General features: G+C 74.5%; 18 protein-coding genes. 10 read left to right on the top strand and 8 right to left on the bottom strand.

Annotated features, from left to right (window positions below):
• Positions 1 to 72: 72 nt before the first annotated feature.
• On the bottom strand, positions 73 to 1374 hold the full coding sequence (locus tag WME98_RS39235; protein WP_437946824.1) for a glycosyltransferase: 1302 nt from the start codon (positions 1372 to 1374) through the stop codon (positions 73 to 75).
• Positions 1375 to 1459: 85 nt separating this feature from the next.
• Between WME98_RS39235 and WME98_RS39230 the strand changes: the two genes are divergently transcribed.
• A complete protein-coding gene (locus tag WME98_RS39230; RefSeq protein WP_437946823.1) occupies positions 1460 to 3076 on the top strand; it encodes an oligosaccharide flippase family protein in 1617 nt (538 codons plus the stop codon).
• 434 nt (positions 3077 to 3510) lie between these two features.
• Positions 3511 to 4467: a DUF4123 domain-containing protein gene (locus tag WME98_RS39225; RefSeq protein ID WP_437946822.1), complete on the top strand. Its 957-nt coding sequence runs from the start codon at positions 3511 to 3513 to the stop codon at positions 4465 to 4467.
• Between the two features lie 22 nt (positions 4468 to 4489).
• Here the strand turns inward: WME98_RS39225 and WME98_RS39220 are convergent, their stop codons facing one another.
• The 3 genes from WME98_RS39220 to xseA are packed head-to-tail and all read right to left on the bottom strand — an operon-like array spanning position 4490 to position 9361.
• Positions 4490 to 6664 (bottom strand): amylo-alpha-1,6-glucosidase, encoded by a 2175-nt coding sequence (locus WME98_RS39220; protein ID WP_437946821.1) that lies wholly within the window; start codon positions 6662 to 6664, stop codon positions 4490 to 4492.
• A complete protein-coding gene (locus tag WME98_RS39215) occupies positions 6661 to 7647 on the bottom strand; it encodes a shikimate dehydrogenase family protein (RefSeq protein WP_061623954.1) in 987 nt (328 codons plus the stop codon). The genes WME98_RS39220 and WME98_RS39215 overlap by 4 nt, the downstream gene beginning before the upstream one ends.
• Entirely contained in the window at positions 7634 to 9361 is a 1728-nt protein-coding gene (xseA, locus tag WME98_RS39210) for an exodeoxyribonuclease VII large subunit (protein WP_437946820.1), read from the bottom strand. Before xseA ends, WME98_RS39215 begins: the two co-directional genes overlap by 14 nt.
• Positions 9362 to 10227: 866 nt before the next feature.
• Here xseA and WME98_RS39205 point away from each other — a divergent pair.
• From WME98_RS39205 to WME98_RS39195, 3 genes are all read left to right on the top strand, one after another.
• Positions 10228 to 11241: an IMP dehydrogenase gene (locus WME98_RS39205; RefSeq protein ID WP_437946819.1), complete on the top strand. Its 1014-nt coding sequence runs from the start codon at positions 10228 to 10230 to the stop codon at positions 11239 to 11241.
• A gap of 193 nt (positions 11242 to 11434) precedes the next feature.
• Positions 11435 to 11779 carry an SCP2 sterol-binding domain-containing protein gene (locus tag WME98_RS39200; protein WP_437946818.1) on the top strand — a complete coding sequence of 115 codons (345 nt, stop codon included), beginning with the start codon at positions 11435 to 11437 and terminating at the stop codon, positions 11777 to 11779.
• A gap of 181 nt (positions 11780 to 11960) precedes the next feature.
• Entirely contained in the window at positions 11961 to 13163 is a 1203-nt protein-coding gene (locus WME98_RS39195) for a CaiB/BaiF CoA transferase family protein (protein WP_437946817.1), read from the top strand.
• A 2-nt stretch (positions 13164 to 13165) separates the two neighbouring features.
• Here the strand turns inward: WME98_RS39195 and WME98_RS39190 are convergent, their stop codons facing one another.
• Positions 13166 to 14719 carry a hypothetical protein gene (locus WME98_RS39190; protein ID WP_437946816.1) on the bottom strand — a complete coding sequence of 518 codons (1554 nt, stop codon included), beginning with the start codon at positions 14717 to 14719 and terminating at the stop codon, positions 13166 to 13168.
• 141 nt (positions 14720 to 14860) lie between these two features.
• Here WME98_RS39190 and WME98_RS39185 point away from each other — a divergent pair, with 141 nt between their 5' ends.
• Entirely contained in the window at positions 14861 to 17704 is a 2844-nt protein-coding gene (locus tag WME98_RS39185) for a protein kinase domain-containing protein (RefSeq protein ID WP_437946815.1), read from the top strand.
• A 7-nt stretch (positions 17705 to 17711) separates the two neighbouring features.
• The gene (locus tag WME98_RS39180) at positions 17712 to 18794 is read left to right on the top strand and encodes a hypothetical protein (RefSeq protein WP_437946814.1); all 1083 of its coding nucleotides are present in this window, start codon (positions 17712 to 17714) and stop codon (positions 18792 to 18794) included.
• Positions 18795 to 18802: 8 nt separating this feature from the next.
• Here WME98_RS39180 and WME98_RS39175 read toward each other — a convergent pair whose 3' ends face one another.
• Complete coding sequence (locus WME98_RS39175) at positions 18803 to 19618, bottom strand: uracil phosphoribosyltransferase (RefSeq protein WP_061629544.1); 816 nt, start codon at positions 19616 to 19618, stop codon at positions 18803 to 18805.
• 239 nt (positions 19619 to 19857) lie between these two features.
• On the opposite strand from WME98_RS39175, the gene WME98_RS39170 reads away from it, so the two are divergent.
• Together WME98_RS39170 and WME98_RS39165 are read left to right on the top strand one after the other, a co-directional pair.
• Positions 19858 to 20349, top strand: coding sequence for an SMI1/KNR4 family protein (locus WME98_RS39170; protein ID WP_020734930.1), 492 nt, complete (start codon positions 19858 to 19860; stop codon positions 20347 to 20349).
• A gap of 54 nt (positions 20350 to 20403) precedes the next feature.
• Complete coding sequence (locus tag WME98_RS39165; RefSeq protein ID WP_437946813.1) at positions 20404 to 22329, top strand: protein kinase domain-containing protein; 1926 nt, start codon at positions 20404 to 20406, stop codon at positions 22327 to 22329.
• 7 nt (positions 22330 to 22336) lie between these two features.
• Here WME98_RS39165 and WME98_RS39160 read toward each other — a convergent pair whose 3' ends face one another.
• The gene (locus WME98_RS39160; RefSeq protein WP_437946812.1) at positions 22337 to 23329 is read right to left on the bottom strand and encodes a hypothetical protein; all 993 of its coding nucleotides are present in this window, start codon (positions 23327 to 23329) and stop codon (positions 22337 to 22339) included.
• A gap of 212 nt (positions 23330 to 23541) precedes the next feature.
• On the opposite strand from WME98_RS39160, the gene hisD reads away from it, so the two are divergent.
• Positions 23542 to 24927: a histidinol dehydrogenase gene (gene hisD, locus WME98_RS39155; RefSeq protein ID WP_437946811.1), complete on the top strand. Its 1386-nt coding sequence runs from the start codon at positions 23542 to 23544 to the stop codon at positions 24925 to 24927.
• 203 nt (positions 24928 to 25130) lie between these two features.
• Here hisD and WME98_RS39150 read toward each other — a convergent pair whose 3' ends face one another.
• On the bottom strand, positions 25131 to 26123 hold the full coding sequence (locus tag WME98_RS39150; protein WP_020734926.1) for a DUF4388 domain-containing protein: 993 nt from the start codon (positions 26121 to 26123) through the stop codon (positions 25131 to 25133).
• Between the last annotated feature and the right edge of the window lie 87 nt (positions 26124 to 26210).

Raw genomic sequence — 26210 nt, 5'->3', positions numbered from 1 at the left:
CCGGTGCGGGTCGACGCCGCGCGCGGCGGCGACGCGAGGACGGACGGCGCCGCGCCCGCGCCGCGCACGGCGTCAACCCGCGCCGCGCGCCGCGACCTCCTCGAAGAGGCGCGCGAGCGCGCCCGCCGCTGCGCGCGCGCTCAGCCCGGCGAGCGCCGCGCCGTCGGGCTCGACGAGCGGCTGCCCGGCCGCGCGCGCGTCGACGGCATCCTCGATGCGGCGCTCGATCGCCGCGGCGTCGCCGGCCGCGTGCGTCCAGCCGAGGCGCGTCTCCTCGAGGATGCGCGCGACCTCGGGGGACGGCGAGACCGCGAGCACCGGCGCGCGCGCGAGGAGGTAATCGTAGAGCTTGCCGGGCAGGAGGTACGGCTCGTCGCCGAAGCCGGTGAGCAGCGCGAGGTCGGCGCCCGCGACGAGGCCGAGCCCCTCGGCGTACGGCAGGACCGCGCGGTGCTCGAAGAGCCGCGACACGCCGAGCTCCTCGGCGAGGCGGAGATCGCTCCCCGCGACGCGCCCCAGGTTGAGCAGCCGGATCGCGCCCGGGCCGAGCGACCGCCGGCGCGCGACGGCCGCGAGCGCGCGGACGAACGGCGCGAGCGTGCGCTCGCTGTAGCAGTTGCCGAAGTGCACGAGCGTCACCGCCCCGTCGCGCCGCGGCGCGACCGCCGCGTCCGGGTCGAAGCCGGTCCGGATCGACGCGACGCGGCGCGCGATGCCCCGCGCGACGTACGCGTCGCGGGTCATCTCGGACGTCACCGTGAGCGCCGCGGCCGCGCCCACCGCGGCCCGCTCGACGAGCGCCACCGCGGCGCGGACCCACGCGGGCCGCGTCGCCATCACCGGACCGAACGACCACGGATCGCGGAAGTCGACGACGACCGGCCGGCCGACGGCCCTGCCGGCGAGCAGCCCCGCGAGCACCGTCTCCCACGGCGCCCCGCTCGCGAAGATCACCTCGGCGGAGGCCTCGCGGGCGAGGCGCGCGATGCGGGCCGCGAGGGCCGGGATGCGGCCCGCGTCCGGGCCGATCACCCGGACGTAGCGGAGCTCTGCGGCGACGCGCGCGAGCCCCCTCCGGCGCGCGACCGGCAGCGGCGCCTCGGTCGGCGCCTCCAGGGTGCCGTCGGAGCCGAGCGCGCGGCGCGGCATGCGCGCGAGCTCGGCGTCCGTGAGGTAGTCGCGGCGCACGTCGCACGCCGGCAGGTCGGCCTCCGCGAACGACGGATCCAGCCGCTCGCCGGGAGGCGGCCTCGCCGTGAGCACCGTCGCCGCCCAACCGTGCTCCGGCAGAAATTTCGCGAAGCGGTACGCGCGCTTACCGCCGACGCTGAACCGCGGGGGAAAGTAGTAGCTCACGAGGAGCGCGCGCCTCATCGCCGCGCCTATATCACGGCCGAGCGGGGCCCCGCGCGCCCGCCGCGGGAGGCCGCTCCGCCCGCGCATGTGCTACCGAGCCGCCATGCGGGACGAGCAGCCCACCCCGGTCGAGCCGAGCGCGCCCCCGCGTGCGCCCGAGGCCGCGGGGGCCGCGCGGGTGGCCGACGGCGCGCCGCCCCCCGCCGAGGCGCAGGGCGCGTCGCTCGCCGACCGGATCGGGATGATCGTCGGCGGGCAGTTCGTGAACACGCTCATCGTCCTCGTGCAGGGCGTCGTCGTGGTGCGGCTGCTCGGCAAGTCCGAGTACGGCGCGCTCGCCTTCGCGACGATGCTGTTCATGACGGGGCGCGATCTCGCGCAGCTCTACCTGCCGGAGTCGTTCCTCTATTTCGCGCCCAAGGTGACCCGCCCCGAGCTCAAGGGGCTGGTGCGGCAGAGCCTGCTGCTCCTGCTCGGCCTCGGGGCCTTCTCGGCGCTCGCCTTCGCGGGCTTCGCCCTCGTCCCCGGCGTCTTCCTCGACGTCCGCGAGGGCGCGACGCCGCTCCTCCTGCTCATCGGCCTGATGAGCGTGATCGCCTACCCCGCGAGCGTCTTCGGCCCGCTCTTCATCGCCACGAACAACCACCGTAAGTCGGCGGGCGTCGCGCTGGTCGTCACGCTCTCGACCGCGGCGGGCGCGATCGTCCCCGCCGCGCTCGGCTGCTCGGTGGCGTGGATCCTGGCCGCCCAGTGCGCGGCGCAGGCGCTCCGGCTCGGGCTCTCGTACCGGCTGTACGCGCGGCTGTTCGGGGACGTCGCGGCGGCGCCTTTCCCCGGCGGCGTCCGGGCCCAGCTCGCGTACGCGCTCCCGCTCTCGGTGACCCGCTTCGCCGGCCTCTTCAACCAGAAGCTCGACAAGTTCGTCATCGGCCTCTTCTTCAGCGCGGGGCTCTACGCCGAGTTCGCCGTCGGCTCGCAGGAGCTCCCGCTCGTCGGCGTCCTCGCCTACTCCGTCGCCTCCACGATGCTCCCGGACCTCGTCGCCCGCTTCGAGGGCGGGGCGACGCCCGCGCAGGGCGCGCGGGCCGCGATCGCGCTGTGGCACTCGGGGATCCGCAAGACGACGCTGATCATGCTCCCGGTGGCGGCGTTCCTCCTCCTGTTCGCCGAGCCGCTCATGCGCACCGTCTACGGCGACGCGTACGCCGGCGCCGCGGTCCCGTTCCGCATCTACTCCGCGCTCCTGCCGCTGCGCGTGACGGCGTACGCCATCGTGCTGATGGCGTTCGGGAAGACGTCGATGATCCTGCGGATCCAGGTGCTGTCCATGGTGTTCAACACCGCGGCGAACCTGGTCCTCCTCCCGACGCTCGGCATGGTCGGCGCGCCGCTCTCGGCCGTCCTGACCCAGGCGCTCGGGATCGTCGTCATGGTCGCGACCATCGCGCGCCTCTCCGGGGTCGGCCTGCGCGGCGTCTTCCCGTGGCGCCACTACGGGCGCGTCGCGGCCACCGCGCTCGTCGCCGCGGCGCCGCTCACCGCGTTCCTCGTCACGGGCGCGGTCGACGAGCGCCCCGCGCTCTGCCTCGCGCTCGGCGCCCCCCTCTACGCGGGGCTCTACCTCGTGGCCGCGTGGGTCACCGGCGTGCTCGCCCCCGAGGACCGCGCGTTCGTCGCGCGCTGGCTCCGCCTCGAGCCGCTGCGCAGCCGCCATGGCTGACGCGCCCGCGGGCTCGGCGCCCTCCCCGCGCGGCGGGCTTGAGGTCGGCGACCGCCGCCACCATCCATCCACGATGCTTCCCGCAGGGCGAACATGGCGAACATGACCGGCGCCGCCGCAACCAGCCTCTGCCACATCCCCTCGAGGCGCTCGGCGCGCGCGCGACGACCACCGCTGCAGGCCTCGACGACGCGGCTCGGGCGATCGACCTGGCCGCTCGAACCACGGTTCCCCACGTTCGCTGTCTCGGGCGGCAAACAGCGGATCCGGATGTGGAATCGGCGCAGGCTGCCAGGATATGTGGGCAGCCTGGAAAGGCTGGCAGTCGTCCGATGGCCCCTCTCGTGGCTCCCGGCTTCGTGTGGATTTCCCGTCGATCGGTGTTCTAGGCTTACTCGCCGGCCTCATCGGCGCCTTGTGCGATGGAGACGACCATGAGCGAAGACCAGGAAGCCGGATTCGTCCTCCGGGTCATCTCGGGCCCCCTGGCCGGACAGACCGCGCACATCCCTGGCGACCGTCCGCTGCTCGTCGGCCGCGCGCCCGAATCGGATCTCTCCATCTCGAGCGACGGCGAGCTCTCTGCCCTGCATTTCTCGGTGGAGCAGATCGACGGCAGCTACCTGCTCCGCGACCTGGGGAGCCGCAACGGCACGCAGGTCAACCGCGAGCGCGCGCGCGAGGTGTCGCTCCGGGACGGCGACGAGATCCGCGCGGGGGCGACCCTGTTCGCGGTGGTTCGCCACGTGCCGAGCCGCCGCTATGCGCCGACCGAGCCGGCCCCGCCCTCGCGGCGGGCGCGGACCGAGCCGGTCCCGTCCTCGCGGCGGGCGCGGAGGACCGGGATCCCCACGACCGGCTCGCCGTTCACCGCGTCGGCGCGGGCGCGGCTGCGGGAGGAGCGCTCGCCGCTCTTCGCGGTGGTCGACGCCGCCCGCGATCCGCGCATCCGGCTGCTCCTCGGCGAGGCGGGCGAGCAGACCGCCTCGCTCTACACCGGCTTCCAGGGCGAGATCCTCGCGGACGTCGGCCCCACGCTCGTGCACCTCCCGCCGGGGTCGACCCTGCTCGACGCGCTCGTCGACTGCGGCTGGGGCGACAGCTGGGGCGTCTTCCTGACGAGCAACCGCCCGTTCGGCGACGTGCGGAAGCACCTCCGCCGCTTCCTCCTGGTCGAGAGCGGCACGGGCAAGCAGCAGTACTTCCGGTTCTACGACCCGCGCGTGCTCCGCGGCTTCTTGCCCACGTGCGGTCCGCGCAAGCTCGAGGCGCTGTTCGAGGAGATCGAGGCCTTCGCGATGGAGGCCGAGGATCCGGGCAAGCTGCTGCGCTTCACCGCGCAGGGCGGCAAGGCGATCCGCGAGGAGGCGGCGCTCGAGCGAGGGAGCTGAGGGCGGCGGAGGCGCCGGGCGCTCAGCGCGGCGCGCCCCCGTCCTGAGTGGGCAGGTCCCAGGCGATCACGCGCAGGAGCTCCGCCACGCTGAACGCTTGAGCGAAGCTGCCGCCGGGGTGGTGCGGCGCCTCCCCGGACGCGACCTCGGGCACCTGGCCGAGCGCGATCTCGTTCGCGGCCGCCGACGTCACCAGCCTGTGGAGCAGCGGGAGGACGTGCTCCCCGAGCGTGGAGAAGTGCCGGGCGGCGCGCGCGTAGAACCCGAGCAGAAACGGCCAGACCGTGCCCTGGTGATAGGCGGCGTCCCGCGCCTCGGGGCCCCCCTGGTACCGGGGCGCGTAGGCCGGATCGGCGGGCGAGAGCGTCCGCACGCCGGCGGGGGTCACGAGCTCCAGGCGGGCCCGCTCGAGCAGCGCCGAGGCCTGCTCCGGCGTGAAGCAGGCGGGATCGACGGCCACGGCGATCACCGCGTTGGGGCGGATCGACGCGTCGCGGAACGCGCCCTCCCCCTCCGCGTCCTCCGAGATGACGTCGTACGGGTAGCTGGTCTCCTCGCACCAGAAGCGGGCGGCGAAGCCCCGGCGCGCCGCGCTCGCGGCCGCCTCCGCGCGCTCCGCGAGGCGATCGTCGCCGGCGGCCCGCGCGAGGCGCGCGAGCGTCTCCGAGCCCTTCGCCCACAGCGCCGTGAGCTCGACCGGGCAGCCCGCGCGCGGGGTGACCGCGCGGCCCGCGACGCGCGCGTCCATCCACGTGAGCCCGTCGATCGCGCCCTCGCCGCGGCGGCCCGCGGCGAAGAGGCCGTCGGCCGTGACGTGGATGCCGTTGCGGGTCCCGCGCAGGGCGGCCTCGAAGGCGTCGCGGAGCGCGGCGAGCAGCTCGCCCGTGACGAACGGGTGCGCGTCGCCGATCGCGTCGGCGAGCAGGCGGGCCGCCTCGAACAGCCAGAGGGTGGCGTCCGCCGCGTGGAAATCCGGGGGCTCGCCCGCGTCGGGGAGCCGGTTCGGCACGAGGCCGTCCTGCATGGAGTCGATGATGGCGCGGAGGACGCGGATCGCCCCCTCGGTCTTGCGCGGCACGAGGTAGAGGCCGGGCAGGGAGATGAGCGCGTCGCGGCCCCACACCTCGAACCACGGGTAGCCCGCGATGACGCCGGGCCGCGCGGCCGCGTCGGCGCGGAACGCCTCGGCGGCGATGCAGAGCCGCCGCTCCAGGAGCGGCCGCCGGGGCCCCGGGTCCTCGGCGCGGATCGCCGCGCTCGCCGCGGCGAGCAGGTTCTCCGGCTCGTCCTCGGGCAGCGCGCCCACCGCCACGAGCAGGTGCACGGGCTCGGGGCCGATCACCGTCTCGAAGTGGCCCGGCGTCCAGAGGTCCTCGAGGAAATCGAGGCCGCGATCCTGCTCGCCGAGGTACTCGAAGCGCCGCCACCAGTCCTGCGAGCCGACGAACGTGCCCTGGTAGCGGAAGCAGATCCGCGGCAGCGCGCGGTTCGGCTGCACCCGGACCTCGCCGATCGAGGGGCTGTGTCGCCCCGCGCCGGCTTCGCCGCGCGCGGCGCCGGCGCGCAGCTCGACCTTCTGGGAGATGCCGCCGTTCTCGCGGAGCAGCTGGTGCATGTGGCGCGCGGCGAGGAGCGGGCGCAGCGTCAGCATCACCGGATCCGCCCCGCTCCAGGCGTAGCGCAGGACGGCGGCGTTCTCGCCGCGCACGAGGCCGAGCGTCACCTCGAGCTCGCCGCCCGGGAGGGCGTACGCCCAGCGCGGGAGCGGATCCTGATCGAAGCGCTCGAGGTAGAACGAGCCGTTCTCCGGGTCGATGCCCGGGAACTGGTGCTTGGCGAGGTCCCAACGCGGCCACGCCGCCCGGCGCTCGGTCGGGGCGCCCTGCTGCCGGATCGGGCGGACGCTGGCGTCGACGTGCGAGAGCATCACGTGCCGGCGCCGCGGCGGGTCGAGCGCCGCGACGAGCAGCCCGTGGTAGCGGCGCGTGTGCATGCCGGCGATCGTCGAGCTCGCGTAGGCGCCCGCCCCGTTCGTGTGCAGCCACTCCTTGCGCGCGATCGAGAGCTGGCCGCGCACCTCGACGTGGGGCCAGGGCGACGCGTGCTCCAGCGCGGCGCCGTGGGCGCGCGAGGCCGCGGGCGCGGACGAGAAGGCTTCGTGAGGCGGAGCGTACCTCCGGGATCCGTCAGAGCTCATCGACCGCCGGTGGCCTTCCTGAGCGAGTCCTCGGCGGCGGCGCGCATCACCTCGACCGGCGCCGGGAGGCCGGTCCAGAGCGTGAAGGACTGCGCCGCCTGGCCGACCAGCATGCCGAGCCCGTCGGACGCGCGGAGCCCTCGCTCGCGCGCCATGCGGAGGAACGGCGTCACCGGCGGGTTGTAGACGACGTCGTAGAGGCAGGCGCTCGGCGAGAGCGAGTCCCACGGGATGATGCGGGTGACCTCGTCGCCCGGCGGCCCCCCGAGCATGCCGGCGCTCGTGGCCTGGATGATCAGGTCGGCGGCGACGGCGAACTCGCTCCAGTTGAGCCGCAGCGCCACCGAGGACTTGCTGCTGATCGACCGCTCGGTCGGGATCGGCCAGGGCGCCGTGAGCGCGCCGAGCTCGGACGCGCGCTGCCCCGCGGGCGACTCCAGCATCTCCTCGGTGCTCGTCCACGACCGGGTGGTCACGCTGATGAGGTGGTAGCCGAGCATCTTGCAGGCGGCGATCGCCGCGAACGCCGCGCCGCCCGCCCCGATGATCAGCGCGCGCTGGCGCGGGCTCGAGGGCGCGCCGCCTCGCCCCGCCGGATCGTCGCCCTGGGGCGGGGCGGATCGCAGGAGCAGGTCGAGCTCGTCGCGGAGCGCGATCACGTCGGTGTTGTGCGCGGTCACGCGCCGCGGCTCGGCTGCGCAGAGGACGTTCGCGACGCCGACGTCGGCCGCGCTCGAGTCCACGTCGTCGACCATCGACATGATCGCGCGCTTGTGTGGGATGGTGACGTTCGCGCCCGCGATGAGGCCGCTCCGGATGTCGCTGACGAAGCGCGCGAGCTCCGCGCCGGTGGGCACGTCGAACGCGCTGTAGATGTGGGGCAGCTGGTGGGCCCGAAACGCGGCCGAGTGCATGGCCGGCGAGACCGAGTGGCCCACCGGGTGCCCGACCAGACCGAACATTCGCCGCTCAGGGTTCGACATGACGCCTCTCCTCCGGGCCGGCCTCCGCTCCGCCCTGCCCCGCCGAGACCTGGCCCGAGGCGCCCGCGCGACCGAAGGCCGGGGCGCGCTCGTCGGCCGCGAAGCCGAGCCCGAGCTGCTCGCACGCGGGCGCGCCGGGCTGCGCCCTGCGCCTCGGCGCGCGGCCGGCCGCCGGGGCGCGCGGCCCGCCGCTCTGGCGCGCGGGCGGGGCGGGCGTCGCCGCCTCGGCCGGCGCGGGCGCCGCCGGCGCCGGGGGCGCGCCGCGCTCGACGAGCGGCTCGTCCGGCCCCGCGGTGGCCACGACCCGCGCGAGCAGCGCGCCGTGGTGCACGCGCACCGTGATGGGATCGCCCGGCGCGACCTCGCGGTGATCGCGGACCGCGCGGCCCGACGGGTCGGTCGCGATGGCGTAGCCGCGCGCGAGCACGCGGAGCGGCGACATCGCCTCGAGCCGGGCGACGTCGCTCGCGAAGCCCTCCCGGAGCAGGGCGACGTGGCGGCGCGCGGCGGCGGACAGGCGCACCGACAGCGGCCTGAGCGCGCCGCGCGCGCCGGCGAGCACCGCGCGCGGGTGGCGCGCGGCGAGCCTGCGCTCGAGGCGCTGGAGCCCGGCGCGGTCCTCCACGAGGATCCGCTCCATCCGGCGCCGGAGCCGCGCGACGGCGTCGTCGATCCGCTGCTGCGGCTCGGCCAGGATCTGCGCGGGCGAGCCGAGGCGGGCGCGCTGCCGGTCGACGTCGGCCCGCGCTGCCCTGAGCCGGTGGGCGATCGCGCGGCGCATGCGGGCCTCGAGGTGCTCCAGCGCCGCGCGGCGCGCGGCCGCGTCCGCGACGAGCATCTCCGCCGCCTGCGACGGGGTGGCGGCGCGCGCGTCGGCGGCGAGGTCGGTCAGCGCGACGTCGATCTCGTGCCCGACCGCGCTCACGATCGGTACGCGCGCGGCCGCCACCTTCCGGACGACGATCTCCTCGTTGAACGCGCTGAGGTCGTCGGCCGAGCCGCCCCCGCGCCCCACGATGATCACCTCGATGCCCGGGAACTCCTCGAGCAGCGCGATCGCGCGGACGATCCGCTGCCCCGCGCCGGCGCCCTGCACCGGCGTGCGCGCGAGGATCAGCCGGGCGGCGCCGCGGCGGAACGCGACGGTCACGATGTCGTGGATCGCCGCCCCGTCGCCGCTCGTGACGACGCCGATGATCTGCGGATCGACCGGCAGCTTGCGCTTGCGCTCCGGCGCGAAGAGCCCCTCGGCGGCGAGCTTCTCCTTGAGGCGGAAGAGCGCCTCGAGGAGCGCGCCGCGGCCGGCGAGGCGCGCGTCGTCCGCGCAGAACTGGAGCCGGCCGCGCGGCACGTAGACCGTGGCGCGGCCCGTGAGCACGACGCGGGCGCCGTCGGCGAGCAGCTTGCGCGCGCGCGGCGCGGCGGTCCGGTACATCACGCAGTCGATCGCCGCCTCCTCGCTCTCGTCCTTGAGCGTGAAGTAGGCGTGGCCGCTGCCCACGACGCGCAGGCCCGAGATCTCGCCCTCGACGCGCACGTCGGCCGTCGAGCCCTCGAGGATCCGCTTCAGCCGGCGATCCAGCTCCGCGACCGAGACCACCTCCGGCTCGGCGCCCCTCTGCCGGCGCGAGGTCGGCGGGCTCGTGAGCTCGCGAGGCTCGGCGGCGGGAGGGGCCGCAAACGAGAGCTCGGGCGGGATATCGCGGCGCTGCACAGGGCAGACCTACCCTTTTGCTCGGCCTGGGGAAAGACTCTCGCGGGCCTGATCCCGCGTCGGGCCGCGACGAAGAACGCGCGGCTCCAGGTGGAGCACCCCACCGCCGAGTGGACGACCGGCGTCTGGATCGCGCGGCGTCATCCCGCGCGTACGGCCGGCTGCTGCCGAGCACGCCGTCGCGGGCATCCGGAAGAGCCTCGCCTTTGACGGGATCTCCTCTCGCGCCCTGAGTTCCAGGCCGCTCGCCGGCGACGCGGCCTCCGCCGACGAGCCCCCGCGGAGCGCTGCGGCGACCGCCGCGGAGCGCTGCGGCGACCGCCGCGGAGCGCTGCGGCGACCACCGCCGTACCGTGACGACGAGGCCTCGCTCGTCGCCGCGCTCGCCGTCGGGGCTGCAGGCCGAGCCCCCGCCTGCTCGCCCAGCGGCCCTCGATCTGCTTCGCCGCGAGCGTCGCGGCCTGCTGCACCGCGACGCTCGCGGCCCGTCGCCCATCACGTTCAGGCGAAGCCCGCGCGGGAGCCCTGCGATGCCTCCCGCCCGTCAGGCGGCGCCGGGGCCCTGCGACCGGAGCGCAGCCTGCGGCGCCTTCCCGGCGCCGCCCCGAGCCGGTGCCTCCGGTCGAGGCGCCGCCTACGCGGCGCGTCGCACCAAAGTCTCTCTCGCTCCGGCCCCGCTCGATGCTATTCTACGCCGAACTTTCGGCTGGGGTGGAGGTGCGATGGGACGCGAGGCGAAGGGCCAGAAGGACCCTCTTGGGTCCGTCGCCACGCTCCCACCGATCGAGGCCCGCGCGCAAGAGCCTCCGCCTGCCACAGGCTGGCCGTCCGCTCCGCTCGCGGGCCAGCCAGCAAGCGATGAGGCCGTGACGCCTCCCCCCGAGCCGCGGTGGTTCGACGCCACCGCTCCCGAGCTCTCGCCGGCGCGGGGCGCGGGCGCTCGACGGCTCTGGTCGATCCCGCTCCTCGTGGCCGCGCTCGTGCTGGTCGCGACCGCGCGCAGCGTGACGGTCCGCGCGCTCTTGCCGGTCGCGCTCGTCGCGGCGGCCGGCGCGCTGCTCGCGCGGGGGCGACGGCACCTCCTGCCGGCGGCGCAGGCGAGCCGGCGCGGGCTGAGCCTCGACGGCGACCGGCTGCTCCTGCGCGGCAAGGGCGGCGCCGGGGAGCACGTGCTGCTCACGACCCGCGAGCGGTTCGGCGTGACGCTCCTCGCGACGCCGCGCCGCGATCGCATCGTCGCCCTGCTCACCTCCAGCGCCGGGATGTCCTCCGTCGGGGCCAGCTTCGACGGCCCCGCGCGGCGCGCCTTCGCCGCACTGCTCGACCGCGCGTCCGTCGTGGGCTCCGACGAGGTCGGGCTCGAGGCGATCGGCCCGGACGGCGAGCCGATCTCGCTCGGCCCCGCGGTGCTCGCCGCGCTCCTCGAGGAGCTCACGGAGCGCTCGCCCGGGTGCCTCGATCGCTTCCTCCTGACCGACGCGCGCGGCGCGGCGCTCAGCCTCGACAGCCGGGAGCTCCGCGCCGGCGGCCGCGTCTTCGATCTGACCGCGCCGCTCGAGTGGCGCGCGTTCGTCTTCCAGGAGGCGCTCGGCCAAGCGGTCGCGGTGTACCAGGGAACGTGGGTGCGCCAGGGCACGAGCGAGATCTTCCTCGTCTGCTTGCTCCCTGCCATGACGCCGTCGCTCGACGGGCTGGGCGCGTTGCCCGGCCCGCTCGATCGCGGCGCGCTCCGCGATCTCCGGCTCATGCAGGGCGCCCCGGAGAGCCCGCCGCCCGCCGAGCAGCGCGTCGCCATCGATCGCCTGCTGATGGTCCCGATCCGCTCCGCGCTGGACAAAGCGCCCCGGCCCGCCGCGCAGACGCACCGCGCGCGCGCATGAGAGCGGCGCCAGGCGCGCCCTGACGGCGCGTACGGCGCGATGGACACGGCGTGCGTGCCGTGTCCCAACGTCCCGATGCGAGCGCGCCAGAGCGTCGGCCTTCGCTTGACGCGCGCGTGCGGGCACGGGTAAACCGCGCACGGTACCTAGACGTTCACGTCACCACGTCCCCTACGAGATCCGGAGGCGATCCATGGCCGTCGATATCCAGAGACTGTTCAACGAAGAGCTCCCTGCTGCCCTGGCGAAGCATTCCGACGCGGCCAAGCAGATCGGCGGGAAGTACCAGATCAACGTGACCGGCGAGGGCGGCGGCGAGTGGCTGATCGACCTGTCCGACACCGGGCCGAAGCTCGCTTCGGGCAACCCGGGCGGCGCGGACGTCACGATCTCGCTCACCAGCGAGGACTTCCAGAAGCTGTACGAGAACCCGCAGGCCAACTCGATGCAGCTCTACTTCGCGGGCAAGCTGAAGGTCGCGGGCAACCAGATGCTCGCGATGAAGCTCCCGAAGCTGTTCCAGCTCAGCACCGGCTGATCCCGGCGCCGGAGGCGCCCCGACTCCCCGGCGCCGCCGACGAGCCTCTCTCGGATCGCAGCCCTGCGATCACCTCTCTGATCTTTCGGAGCCCGCTTCACGCCGCGCGCGCACGCGACCGGCGTCCCTTCTCTTCCCCCTCGATCGTCGACCCGCCTCGCGCCACGACAGGGAGGCCTCCATGCGCCCGCTCACCGATACGCGCATCCTCGATCTCTCGAGGCTCCTGCCGGGCCCCTTCGCGACCCTGGTCCTGGCGGATCTCGGAGCGACGGTGGACAAGATCGAGGACGTCACCGGCGGCGACCTCCTGCGCGGGCTCCCCCCGCAGATCGCCGGTGAATCCGCGGCGTTCCAGCTCTTGAACCGCGGCAAGCGCAGCGCCCTGCTCGATCTGAAGAAGCCCGAAGGGCGCGACGCCTTCCGCCGGCTCGCCGCGACGTACGACGTGCTCTTCGATCAGTTCCGCCCGGGCGTGCTCGAGCGGCTCGGGCTCGGCCACGCGGCGCTCCGCGCGGACAACCCGCGGCTCATCGTCTGCGCGCTGACCGGCTACGGCCAGACGGGCAGCCTGTCCGCGCGCGCGGGGCACGATCTTAACTACGTCGCGCGCGCGGGCGTCCTCGGCGCCCAGGGGCCTGCCGAGGGCCCGCCGCAGGTGCCGGGCTCCCAGGTCGCCGACGTGAGCGGCGGGATGTGGTGCGCGATCGCCATCCTCGCGGCGCTGCGCGAGCGGGACCGGACCGGGCGGGGCGCGGTGCTGGACATCGCCATGACCGACGGCGTGCTCGGCTTCGCCCTCCCCACGCTCGCCGCGGCGCTCGCGGGCGGCGACCCGGCGCTCCGCGGGGATGACGCCGCCGAGGGCGCGCGCGCGGCGGGCGACGCGCCGCTGACCGGGGGGCTCGCGCCGTACAACACCTACCTCTCGAAGGACGGCCACGCGATGGCGCTCGCCGCGCTGGAGCCGAAGTTCTGGCGCGCGTTCTGCGAGGGCGCCGGGATCGAGCCCGATCCGAGCGCGCTCGTCCCCGGACCGCACCAGGCCGGGCTCAAGCGCGAGCTCGCCGCGGTCTTCCGGCAGAGGACGCGCGCGGAGTGGGAGGCGCTCGCCGCCGAGCGCGACTGCTGCCTCGAGCCGGTGCTCGATCCGCGGAGCGCCCCGTCCGATCCCCACCTCGCGTCGCGCGATCTCCTGTTCGAGATCGCCTCGCCGCGCGGCCCTGTCCCGCAGCTCAGGACGCCCGTCACGCCGGCGGGCGCCGCGTTCGCGCCGGCGCCTCGCGCCGGGGAGCACACGCGCGCCGTGCTGCGCGACGCGGGCTTCTCGGACGGGGAGATCGACGCGCTGGTCCGCGCCGGCGCGGCGCGCGAGGCGGGCTGACGTCAGATCTTCTTCAGCTCGTCCACGAACTCCCAGTCGGCGATGAGGTGCTTCTTCAGCAGCAGCGACAGGAGCGCGGCGAACATCGCCTCCCAGCGCACGTTGTTGCCGAGGATCTCGCTCGCGTCGGCGCCGTGCGAGACGGCGCGGAGCGCGGAGACGAGATCGCGCGCGGTGAGGCCCGGATCGTCCGCGGCGGGCGCCGGCGGCGGCTCGGACTGGGCCGCCGCCCGCGCCGGGGCCGGCTGCTGCCGCTGCTGCTGCTGGGACTTGGTGCCGCGCGCGGGGAGCGTGATCGTCGTCCCGTCGAGGAGCGTGAGCGACACCATCCGGCGGCGACCGCGGCCTTGCGGCGCGGGGATGTTGCGCACCTCGCGCTCGCTCGGGGGCTCGTCGCCGTAGTCCGGGGCGCTCTCCGCGGCGGTGCGCGCGGCGCTCTCTGGAGCGCTGCGCGCGGCGGTCTCCGCGGCGGCGCGCGCGGCGCTGGCGCGCCCGAGCACGGCGCCGAGGAGCGCGGCGGCCGGCGTGCTCGACGTGGGCGGCGCCTCCGTGCTCGGCGCGGCCTCGCTGGCGGGCGGCGTCAGCGGCCCCGGCGCCGAGCTCGGGCGCAGCGTCTTCCGGCGCTCCGACGGCGCGGCCTGCGCCGGCTGCGCCGGCTGCGCGGATTGCGCGGATTGCGCGGCCTGCGCCGCCGCGAGCAGCTCGGGCGACGGCGCGACCTTCAGCGTCGGACGCGAGCGCTGCTCGTCAGGACGCCCGCGGATCTGCCGCTCCTCCGGCCGCCCGCGGGCCTCCCGCTCCGCCGGCCGCGCCGCGGGGCGCGGCGCCTCCCAGGCGAGCTCGTCGTCGATGACGCCCATGTCGCTGGCGTCGACCTCGGAGGTCTCGATCGCCGGCACCGCGTCGTCGACCAGCCGGGCGCCGGAGCGGAGCGCGGGCCTCGTCAGCAGCAAGGGCTCCGGCGTCGACGAGACCTCCTCCGAGTGCCTGGCGGTCTCCGGCGCGCCGAGCTCGGAGGACGGCGGCGGATCGACCGGGCGCGCCCGCGACTGCGGCTCGGTCGCCTGGGCCCGCTGCGCGGGCGCCGGCGGCGGCGCGGAGCGAGCGCGCGCCCCGTAATAGACCCGGATCGCGTTCCGGATGTCGCTCGGCGGCGCGATCATCGCGCGCACCGGCAAGCCCGAGAACGCCATGCACTCCTTCATGCCGTCCTCGTTCGTCGGATCGTCCATCGCGACGTAGAGCGTCTCGCCCTGGTTGCGGACGTGGCGGACGTAGATCGGCACGAGGCAGTAACGCTCGGCCACGTCGTGCGGGACGAGGTTGAGCAGCTGCCGCGAGAACTCGATGTGCAGCAGCGACACCCAGGGAACAGCGAGCTGGTGCGATAGGATCTGCGTCAGCTGGGTTTCGTTGATGAGACCTTGCTCGACGAGGAGCGTCCCCAACCGCCGGCCGTCCGTGCGCTGCAGCTCCAGGGTCCTCTCGAGGGCGTCCTGGGTGATCATCCGCGCGTCGACCAGGAGCTGACCGAGACGTAGGCGAGGCGTAACCATCGCGCCCGAGGTTACCCCAAGTGGGATCCAGGACCTAACAGACGGCAGGACGAGCCCCCCTGCCCCCCTCCGGCCGAGGCCCCGGGGGCCCAGGGAGAGCTCGACTCCAATCGCTATCCCGAACGTGGTAAGGTCCCGCGCGTGTCCACAGTGGTCTGCCCGCAATGCGCGAATCCGTGCGAGCAGGCGCACAAATTCTGCCCGGTGTGCGGTTTCCCCATCTCGGAGTTCAACCGGACCTCCGACGACCCGCTGATCGGGACGACGCTCCCGGGCAACTACGTGATCCTGGAGCTCGTCGGCGTGGGCGGCATGGGCCGCGTGTACAGGGCCGAGCAGAAGGCCCTGGGGCGCACCGTGGCCGTCAAGATCATCCACCCCCACCTGCTCGGGGACGAGAGCGCGTCGGTCCGGTTCATCACCGAGGCGCGCGCCGCGAGCCGCCTGAACCACCCGAACTCCGTCGGGGTCATCGACTTCGGCAAGAACGGCGGGCAGCTCTACCTCGTCATGGAGTTCCTGCGCGGGCGCGACCTCGCCCGCGTCGTCTACGAGGACGGCCCGCTCCCCTTCCGCCGCATCGTCGACATCCTCTGCCAGGTGCTCGCGGCGCTCGCCGAGGCGCACCACCTCGGCATCATCCACCGCGATCTCAAGCCCGAGAACATCGTGCTCGAGCCGATGCGCTCGGGCGGCGACTTCGTGAAGGTCGTCGACTTCGGCCTCGCGAAGATGAAGGCGGAGGTCGCGACGACGAACATCACGAGCCCCGGCATCGTCTGCGGGACCCCGGACTACATGGCCCCCGAGCAGGGCCGCGGCGATCCGATCGACGCGCGGAGCGACCTCTACGCGTGCGGCGTCATCCTGTTCCAGCTGCTCACCGGCCGGCTCCCCTTCGAGGCCGAGTCGCCGACGCAGGTCGTGCTGATGCACCTCTCCTTGCCGCCGCCCGACCCGGCCCTGGTCGCGCCGGAGCGCGAGATCCCCGAGCCGCTCGTCGAGGTCACGCTGCGGGCGCTCGAGAAGGACGCGGCGCGGCGCTACCAGACCGCCGACGAGTTCTCGGCCGCGCTGCGCGCGGCGGTCGGGACGTTCGACACGCCCTCCGGCCGCTTCTCGTTCGCCGAGGCGACCGTCATCTGCGCCTCGTGCCGCGCCATCGTGCCGCGCGGCCAGAAGTTCTGCGGCGAGTGCGGCGCCAGGATCGCGCAGGCCCACGCGCCCGCTCCGGCGCCGCGCGCCGCGCCGGCCCAGGCCGCGCGGCGCGATCGCGCGACGTCGGCCCCCCCGCTCCCGCTGCCGTTCGCGGCGCGCGAGGAGGACCTCGCGTGGCTCGACGCCTGCCTCGCCGAGGTCGAGGGCTCGGTCGTCGCCGCGCGCATCGTCGGCGAACACGGCGTCGGCAAGACCCGGCTCCTCCGCGAGTTCCTCGACGTCGCCGCGAGCCGGGGCGACATCGTGATCCAGACCGGCCCGGACCCGTGGGGCGCCGAGGTCGGCTACTACGCGCTCCGCTGGGCGATCGCCGGGCTCGCCGAGCTCCCGCACGACGGCGGCAACGCGTCGAACTGGAACGGCGCGACGCCGGAGGCGCGGCGCGGGCTGCTCGAGATCTTCGGCAAGGGCGACCGCGCGGCCGACGTGCGCAGGCACGCCTGGAACAAGCCGGCCGCGGGCGGCCTGTCGCCCGACGATCGGCGCTTCATCGCCGCGGAGGCGCTGCGCTGGGCGCTCTCGCGCGCGCAGCAGTCCGCCTTCCCGCACCGGGTCCTGCTCGCGATCGACGACCTGCACGCCGTCGACGGCGCGAGCCGGAACGCGTTCGCCGACGTGATCGCGGAGCCGCCGCTCGCGGCGCTGCTCATCGTCGCGAGCCACACCCCCGGCTTCGAGCCGGGATGGGGCGGGGCCGTGCGCGCGCTCGGCGGCCTGCCGAAGGACATCGCGCTCTCGCTCCTCCGGAGCAGCGTGAGCCTCGATCACCGCGCCGCCCGCAAGACGCCGCAGAGCACGGGCGGGGCGCGGCCGTCGCCGCGGCGCGATCCCTCGGACGGCGCCACCGCCGACCACGTCGCGCTGGGCCTGCCGCCGAGCGCGGCGACCCCGGCCGGCCTCGGCGGCGACGCCGCGACGGTGCCGCCGCTCTACATCGACCAGCTGGTCCGCTACACCCTCGAGGGCGGCAGCGATCCGCCCGCGCGCATGGCCGACCTGGTCGCCGCGCGCATCGAGCGGCTGCCGCAGGACGCGCGCCGCACGCTGCAGGCGCTCGCGGTCATCGGAGACGCGGCGGACCGGGCCACGCTGCAGCGCCTCTTGCCGGACATCCGCGCCTTCGACGAGCTGCTCAACAAGCTCGCGGCGGCGGGCATGATCGAGGAGCACTCGAGCGGCATCCGCACCGCGCACCCGCTGCTCCGCGACGTGACGCTCGCGACGATCCCGGCCGGCGTCCGGCGCGACCTGCACGCCAAGGCGACGTTCGACAGCGCGGGCGATCCGCTCGCGCTGCCGCTCGAGGTGCAGGCGATCCACGCCTACCACGCGCAGAACGCGTTCGTCGCGCTGATGCTGCTCGAGCAGGCGGCGGATCGGTCGGCCGCGCGCGGGGACACGGCCGGCAGCGTGCTCGCGCTGCGCCGCGGCCTCGACCTGGCGCGGCGCGAGATCTTCCGCGGCGAGCTCGACGATCCGGTGCGCGCCGTCCTCATCTTCAGCCGCAAGCTCGGCGAGGCGCTCGCGCGCGCCGGCGATCTCACCGACGCCGACGGCGTGCTGCGCGAGGCGCTCGACCTCGCCGGCCCCGGCGGCCCCGACCGCGCGCTCGTCCTGGGCGCGCTCGCGCACGTGGCGCACCAGCGCGAGCGCACCAGCGAGGCGTCGATGTACCTCCGCGAGGCGATGGACCTCGCCCGGCAGAGCGCCGACAGCGACGTGGTGCAGTCGCTCGACAAGATGCGGCGCGAGTGGATGGCGCGCTGAGCGAGAGATGGTGAGCGGCGAGGAGCGAGCGCAAGGGCCCCGAACTCCGGCGAACGCAGCGGCGCCTGCGCTGCGCGCGCCGTTCATCGCGCGGTGGGACCTCGACAAGACCTACCTCAGGACGGACTTCGACACGCTGCGCGATCTCGTGCGGACCGCGATCGAGCGGCCCGACCAGAAGCGCACCGTGCCGGGCGCCGGGTCGCTCCTGCGCGAGCTCGGCCGCGCGGGCGTCGAGACGCACATCCTCTCGGGCAGCCCGGAGCAGCTCCGCTCCCGCATCGAGCAGAAGCTGCGGCTCGACGGCGCGCGGTGGGCGTCGCTCACGCTGAAGCCCAACCTGCAGAACATCCTCCGGCTGCGCTTCCGCGCGCTGCGCGGCCAGCTCGGCTACAAGCTGCCCGCGCTGCTCCAGCGGCGCTGCGAGCTCCCGAGCCAGCGCGACGCGAGCGGCGCGCTGATCCGCGAGGTGCTCCTCGGCGACGACGCCGAGGCCGACGCGTTCGTCTACTCGCTGTACGCCGACGTCTGCGAGGGGCGGGTCACCCCGCTGGAGCTCGGCGAGGTGATGCGGCTCGGCCACGCCTACGACGACACCATCCTCGACGCGCTCCGGTTCGCGAGCTACGTCGAGAAGGGCCCCGTCGTCGAGCGCATCCTGATCCACCTCGATCGGCAGTCATCTCCCTCGGATTTCCGGATCTTCGGCGACCGGGTCGTCCCCTTCTACAACTACCTGCAGGCGGCCTTCGTGCTCCACGAGGACGGCCGGATCGCCGCGCACGCCGTGCTCCGCGTCGCGCAGGACCTGGTCGTCGCGCACAACTTCGACAGCGTCGCGCTCGCGCGGAGCTACGTCGACCTGTCCCGCCGCGGGCACGTCTCGGGCAAGGGCATCGCGTCCCTCGAGGCCGCCTACGGCGAGCTCGCGCAGCGCAGGGCCGCGGGCGCGAGCGACCTCGGCGCGATGATCGCGGAGCTCACGCGGCTCTGCAGCGACCTGCGCCCCGCCGTGAGCCGGCCGCACGCGGCGATCGACTACCGCGCGCTCGCCGCCGGCCACAACCGCCGCTCGAAGCGCGGCCGCTGACCGCTCGCTCACACCCAGGCGTTGTTGAGGATCTCACCGACGCCGCCGGCGCCCGGGACGATGTACTGGATCGCGTTCAGGCCGCGCTCCTCGTCCCAGTGCGTGCCCGGCTCGGTCTTGAGGACGCGCGCCGGCGAGAGGCCGCGATCGAGCCGGAGCGCGTAGATGATCGCGTCCGGGTGGGCCTCGGTGACGCGGCGGATGTACTCGGGGGTCACGATGAGGTGCATGGCGATGCACTTGGCCGGCCGCCCCTCGAGCGCGGTCTTGTAGTACGTCATGGCGCTGACCATCGACGAGCCGGTGGCGCCCATCGGATCGGGGAAGAGCACGTGGCGCCCCCCGACGTCGCGCCCGATCTTGGCGTCGTGCCAGGTGGCGCCGACCACCTCGCCGTGCTCGTTCGTCTGCCGGCTCATGAACAGGTGATCCTGCCGCACCAGCGCCGGGTCGAGGACCTCGTTCATGAGCTCGTAGACGACCTGGGAGGGCATCGTCCCGGCGCGGGCGATGCCCACGGTGACGACCTTCGTGGCGCGGGACAGCGCGGTGCCGCGATACACGGCCTCCGGGTGGGACGAGATCATCCGGGTCGGGACGTCGACGCGGGTGCGCTCCAGCTCGGCGGCGAGCACGGCGCGCGCCAGGGTCTGGTAGAGGAAGCCGACGAGGCGCCCCACGTCGGGCTGGCCGGTCTCCGGGGAGCAGGCGCGGGCCAGCAGAGTCCACGCGAGCGGATCGTCGAGGAGGTGCACGCCCGGACCGTATCGGTGCGCAATTTCGGGGGGCCGGAATCGGCTCTCAGCGTACGCAACGTCGACCATCGTTTTTCTGTTACACTACCTGGCCCGGCGCGGGGTATTCCTCCGGGTGCGCGCCGGTGCTCTCCCCGGGAGCGAAGCGGTTTCGAAGCGATGAGGGCGCCCGCCCAGCGGGCTGTCCCGTGGACTTGCAAAGGAAGGGATGTTCGGTGGATAGCGACCTTGCCGAGTCGGTTACGGCGCTCAAGGATGCCTTTGCCCGAAGAGGCATCCCCGCGAGGTTCGGAAAGGCGGCTCCAGCGGTGGTGGAAGAGCTGCGCAGGACGCTGCGGGTGCCCGCCAGGTACCGCGCTTTCCTGCAGGAGGCCGACCCGCTCGACGTCGAGACGGTGACGCCGGTCGAGCGCGTGCGCCTCATCCCCTCCGAGAAGCTCGCGGCCGAGCAGCAGGCGAACGGCGGCGACAGCTCCCTCCCAGGCTGGCGCAAGAGCTGGATCCTCATCGCGCGCAGCGCCCTCCTGGGAGACCCTTACTTCCTCGACATCTCGAAGCTCGACGCCGAGGGCGACTGTCCCGTGTTCACCTGCATGACGGGGACCGACTCGCTCAAGCCGGAGCTCTGCGCGTCGAGCTTCCAGCAGTTCCTTCGCATTCTCGCGACCTCGATGGAGGTCGCGTCCGGCTTCGGCGAGAGCGGCCTCGACGACGACGACGAGGCCATCTTCCGCGAGGCGCTGGCGCCGAAGATCAAGACGATCGACTCCGCGGCCCTCCGCGCGGGTCACTGGACGTGACGCAGCGCCCGCGGCGCGCCGCGCGCGGCCGCCGTGGGTCGAGCTGACCGTGCCATGGCCAGGTGCCCGGTTTGCAACGCAGAGGCCCCGGGCTCTGCGCGGTTCTGTGTGGCGTGCGGCGCGCCGATCGCCGCGAAGGACGCCGTCGCCGCCCCCTCGGCGCCTCCGCCCGGCCCGCGGGCGACCGTCCCCGGGAAGCCGCTGCTCGAGGCGCTGCTGCCCGAGGATCCGTCGCGCCGGGTCAGCGCGCCGGCCTTCGGGGCCGGCGGCGCGAACGGGCCCGCGGCGGCGCCGCACGTCGTCCCGGCGCCGCTGGCGGGCTCTCTCCCGCGGCGCTCGCCGGGGGGTCACCTGCCGGCGGGGACGCTCGTCGATCAGAAGTACGTGCTCGAGCGGGTGCTCGGCGAGGGCGGCATGGGGGTCGTCTACCTCGCCCGGGACGTCCACACCGGCCTGCACGTCGTCCTGAAGGCGGTGCGGCAGGAGCTCGGGCATCGGCCCGACGTGCGCGCGCGGACGCTCGCCGAGGGCCGCGCGCTCGCGCAGATCGATCATCCGAACGTCGTCCACCTGAAGGCGGTGGTCGCGGAGCGGGACGATCTCTGGCTCGTCATGCAGTACATCGACGGCGAGAGCCTCGAGCAGGCGCTCGCCAGGTACGCCGACGAGCGCCGGCCGATGCCACTGCCCGAGGCGCTCTCGATCTTCCGGCAGATCGCCTCCGGCATCGCCGCCGCGCACCGCGAGGGCGTGATCCACCGCGATCTCAAGCCGGCCAACGTGCTCCTCCGGGGCAAGGACGGCGTCGCGAAGGTCACCGACTTCGGCATCGCGAAGGCCGAGGCGGACGCGCTCGCGGGGCGCGGGATGACCAAGGGGATCATCGGCTCGCTCTATTACATGTCGCCGGAGCAGGTCCTCGGGCGCCGCGATCTCGACAAGCGTGTGGACATCTACGCGCTCGGCGTCGTGCTCTACGAGATGCTGGTCGGGCGGGTGCCGTTCGACGCCGAGAGCGACATCGAGATCATGCGGCAGCACGCGGAGGCGCCGCTCCCCAGGGTCAGCGCCGCGCGCCACGACGTCCCTCCGGAGCTCGACGCGTTCCTCCAGAAGGCGTGCGCGAAGGACAGGGCGGATCGCTTCGCCAGCTGCGAGGAGATGCTCGCGGCGCTCGACGCGATCGCCCGCCCTCCGGCGCCCGCGACCTCGGCGCCGCTCGGCGCGTCGAGCCGCCCGCCGCCGCCCGCCGCCACGACGGTCGATGAGGTCCGCGACGCGGCGCGCTCGCCGGGCGGCGCGGCGCTGGCGAGCCGGCCGGCGCCGCGCCGTCCGGCGAGCGCGCGCGGCTCGTGGCTCGCGATCGGCGCGGGGGCGCTCGTGATGTTCGGCGGGGCTGCGGCGCTGCTCGCGCTGGGCGTGCTCGACAGGCCGCGCGACGTCCGCCGGAGGGGCGCCGCGGCGCAGTCGCGCCCGGCGGCCAGCGCGAGCAGCGCCGCAGCCCCGGACGCGAGCGTGGAGCCGACGCACACGTCGCCGCTCGCCGGCCTGACGGGCCTGTGGGTCGGCAACGGGCGCGAGCTCGAGGCCGTGCTGGCCGGCGAGGCGCTCGAGTTCCGGGTCCGCCGCCCGGAGCAGTTCGCCCCGCAGGACTACGAGGAGGGCGAGGCCCGCTTCTCGCTGCGCGAGATCCCCGGCGAGAGCGGCGTGTTCGCCGTGGAGGACCGGCTCCGCTTCATCGCGCCCGAGTCGCGCCAGTTCGACCCGGCCCGCTCGCGCGGCACCTGCCAGGACGTCCGCAGCGACGTGGAGGGCCGCCCCTTGCGCGCGAGCTTCGACGGCGCGCGCCTGAGCGTCGAGTTCGCGAAGATCGAGCCGACCACGAGCAACTTCGTGATCGAGCGCAACAAGGTCGTGAGCTGCCGCGGCCTCAGCGCCCTCCCCGCCACGCTCGTCGTGAGCACGCTGTCGAGGATGTGAGCCCCGCTCAGAGGCCGCCGACGGCGGGCACCGGTTGCGGCTTTCCGGCGTGGATGACCGCGCACCGGACGGTGGTCGACGACGTCGGCGCGCTCGACCGCCCGCCCCCGAGGACGAGCGTGTTGAAGACGTTGCGCGCCGCCGCGTCGACCTCCGCGGCGCCGCGCGGCGGAACCGGGTTCCCGCTCGCGTCGAACACCGTCACGGCCTGCACGACGCCGCGGGCGATCTCGCTGTCCGGGAAGGACATCATCACCGTGATGCGGACGTAGGCCGACGCCCCCTCGACGATCCCGAAGCTGTGCGGCTTCTTCGCGAACGATCCGCAGAAGCCGCTCGTGCCCATGCCGCCGTTCGGGCCGTAGTTCGCCGACGCCCACTGCCCCACGTTGACCGTGAGCCCGCTGTCGCCCGAGCCCTGCGCGTACTGGACGCACTGGGCGAGCGCGGGGTCCCAGATCGCGCCCGTCGGGCACTGCCCCACCTTGGCGCAGGCCTGGCCGGTCCAGACCTCGTCGCGCGCGCAGGTCTGCGAGAGCGGGACGCACGCGGCGGTCGGGCCGTCGACGATGAGCTGCTGGCCGGGCGGGCATCCGAGCTTCTGCCCGGCGCCGATGGCGACCCCGGCGTTGGTCGCCACCTGCTCGCGCGACACGCAGAGGCCCGTGCTCTGGTCGATCTCGTCGCCCGGCCGGCAGCGGTCGGGGGCGCACCCGCCGGCCTCGTAGTGGCGCCCCACGCCGCAGAAGGCGTTCGCCGCTTGCGGCGTGAGGCACTGGCCCGCGATCGAGAGGTAGCCCTTGAGGCAGCGGCAGCGGTTCTGCTTGGTGTCGAAGCCGGCCCCGTCGCTGCACGACGAGATCGAGCAGCGGCAGCTGCTGCCCTGGCAGATCTTGAGGAAGCAGGAGTTCTCCGGGCACCCGACGAGGACCAGAGGCGCGAGCGCGAGCGTCGCGATCGAGAGCGCGGCGGGGGCGAGGCCGAACGAGCCGGACCGCATGGGGCGACCCTACTCGATCCGCTCGGGCCGGCAAACTCGCGGAGCGACGCGCGCGCTGCGTCCGCGCCGCGCCGCGCCGCGCCGCGGACGCGGCGCGCGGCCGCGCAGGCACGGCCCGCCGTGCGCGGCCGACGTACCGGCGGCCGGGGTGGTGTGGTACGGGGTGTCGCCGTCCGCGCGGAGATCCCGCCGCGGCGGTCCACCATCAAGCCATGCTGCCCATCTACATCGAAGGTTCGCCTGAGTTCGAGTCCACCCTGTCTGCCCTGCGCACCCGCGGCACGGGCGATCTCGCGAACGTCACGCCGGCGGTGACCGAGATCATCGACAACGTGCGCCGCGGGGGTACGTCCGCCGTCCTCGGCTACATCGAGAAGTTCGAGCGGAGGACGTCGAAGGCGCTCGTCCGCCACGCGGGCCCCGAGGCGGAGGGCGGCTTCGGCGGGGCCGAGGCGCTCGCGCGGCTCCCGCAGGAGGTCCGCGCCTCGCTCGAGACCGCGGCCGCGAGGATCGCGCGCTACCACGAGCGGCAGCGCGACGCGGGCGACCTCGGGCCCGCCGAGGCGGCGGCGAGCGGGCCCCCGCTGCAGGCCGGCTTCAGCTACGAGGACGAGGGCGTCCTCCTCGGCATGCGCGTGCGCCCCCTGCGCCGGGTCGGCGTCTACGCGCCGGGCGGCAAGGCCCGCTACCCGTCGAGCGTGCTGATGTCCGCCATCCCCGCCCGCGTCGCCGGCGTGCGCGACATCGTCCTCGCGAGCCCGTCGGCCGACGACGTCACGCTCGCCGCGGCGCACCTCTCGGGCGTGACGACCCTGCTCGACTCGGGTGGAGCGCAGGCGATCGCGGCCATGGCCTACGGGCTCCCCGAGCTCGCGCCGGTCGACAAGATCGTGGGGCCCGGCAACGCCTACGTCGCCTGCGCGAAGAAGCTCGTCTTCGGCGACGTGTCGATCGACGGCATCACCGGGCCGAGCGAGATCCTGGTGCTCGCCGACGACGCCGCGGATCCGCGGCTCGTCGCGGCCGATCTGCTCTCGCAGGCCGAGCACGACGAGGCGTCCTACGCGCTCCTCGCGACGACCTCGGCCAAGCTGGCGGAGGCGGTCGCGCGCGAGCTCGACGCCGCGCTCCCCGAGCTCACGCGGCGCGCCATCGTGCAGGCGTCGCTCTCGACGCACGCCGCCGCGCTCGTCGTCGGCTCGCGCGCTCGCCTCGCCGAGGTCGCCGATCAGCTCGCGGTCGAGCACGTCGCGTTCCACGTCGCCGACGCCGAGGGGCTGTTCTCGGAGATCGGCACGCTCGGCGCCGCGCTCCTCGGCAGCCTCACCCCGGTGGCCGCGGGCGACTACCTCGCGGGGCCGTCGCACGTGCTCCCGACCGGGGGCTCGGCCCGCTTCGGTGCGCCGCTCGGCGTCTACGACTTCGTGACGCGCGCGAGCCTCATCCGGTACTCCGGCGCGGCGCTGCGGGCGCAGGGCCCGATCATCGAGAAGCTGGCGCTGGCGGAGGGCCTGCAGGCGCACGCCCGCGCCGTGTCGCTCCGCCTCTCGAGCTCAGCGACCGATCCGGCAGCGAAGCGCGGCGCATCGCAGTCCTGACGCCCCGCTCCGCCGCCCGCGCGCCGCGCCCTCGGGGGCGCGGCGCGCATCGAGCGCGCCCCGGCCAGCGCCTGTCCGCGCGCCCGTCTCCCGTGGCAGCGGGTTGAGCGCGCTCGCCCGCCGTCAGCCCGGGTAGGGCGCGCGGACGCCGAGCGATCGAGCCGCATCACGCGGCCTCGCGGCGCCTCGCGCGTGGGCCTGGCTCACTCGACGCGGAGGTAGCCCGCGTTGATCATCTTCAGCACGGACTGCGCGGTCTCCAGATCCGTCGCGGGGCTCTTGTTGAGGACCATCGCGAGGTGCCCGTGGTTGTAGACGACCTGGAGGACGTCCAGATCGACGGGCGAGAGATCGCGGAGCGACGGCTTGAGCGGCTGGGGGATGACCAGGCGCGCCGACAGGTCCGGGAGCTGGTGGCGGATGTTGTTCAGCTCGTCGATCTGCCGGAGCCCCTCCATGAGGAGCTCCTGCACCGTCGCGCTGATCTCGCCGGTCATGACCCGCTCCTCCGCCGGCTCCAGGTCGAACGTCCCGCCGGCCCACGTGAGGATCCGGTAGACGCTCTTGAGCGGCGGGACGTCGGTCAGATCGTTGATCGTCGCAAAGGTCACGATGCCCTTGCGCAGGTAGATCTTGCCGACGTCGTCGTCGGAACGGACGACGAGGACTCCGCTCTTCTTCGATGTGCCGAAGAGCTGAAGCAGATCGGGGAGCGGGATCTCGTCGATCGACCCGGACATCGACCGGGTCTGACCGCTCCTGAGCGAGGGCTCGTCCATCCGGCGGCGCGCCGGGGGCGCGCTCGGATCGGTGGAGACGACCTTGAGGATGCTGGTGCCGATGAGCACCCGGTCACCCTCCTTCAGGGTCGTCTTCTTGATCTTCTCGCCGTTGACGAACGTGCCGTTCGTCGAGCCGAGATCCTCGATCACGATCTGCTGTTCGGTACAGGCAATCCGGGCGTGGCGCCGGGAGACCATGTCCTCGACGAGGACCATGTCGAGGTCGCTGGAGCGACCCACGACGATCTCCTGCTGCTCCCCGAGGGGGAATTCGCCGCCTTGGTACTTCCCGGAGATGAAGCGCAACGCCAGTTGCCGCGTTGCCGACACCTTGGGAGCGTGGTTATCCATCGCAGGGAGTAAAAACCTTCGAGCGCTACGCGAGCGCCAGCAGGGGGCAAAGTCTAGTTTCACCGAGCAAAGCTGGTCAAGAGATCCGGGCGGTTCTTTCAAATGAGTTGGCTCGTTCGTCCTAACGCAGCGCGCCGCGCCCCGCCCTCG

Source organism: Sorangium sp. So ce296 (genome assembly GCF_051529605.1).
Taxonomy (GTDB): domain Bacteria; phylum Myxococcota_A; class Polyangia; order Polyangiales; family Polyangiaceae; genus Sorangium; species Sorangium cellulosum_D.
The sequence above is the reverse complement of the archived record's forward strand: the minus strand, read 5'-3'. Positions and strand labels throughout refer to the sequence as shown.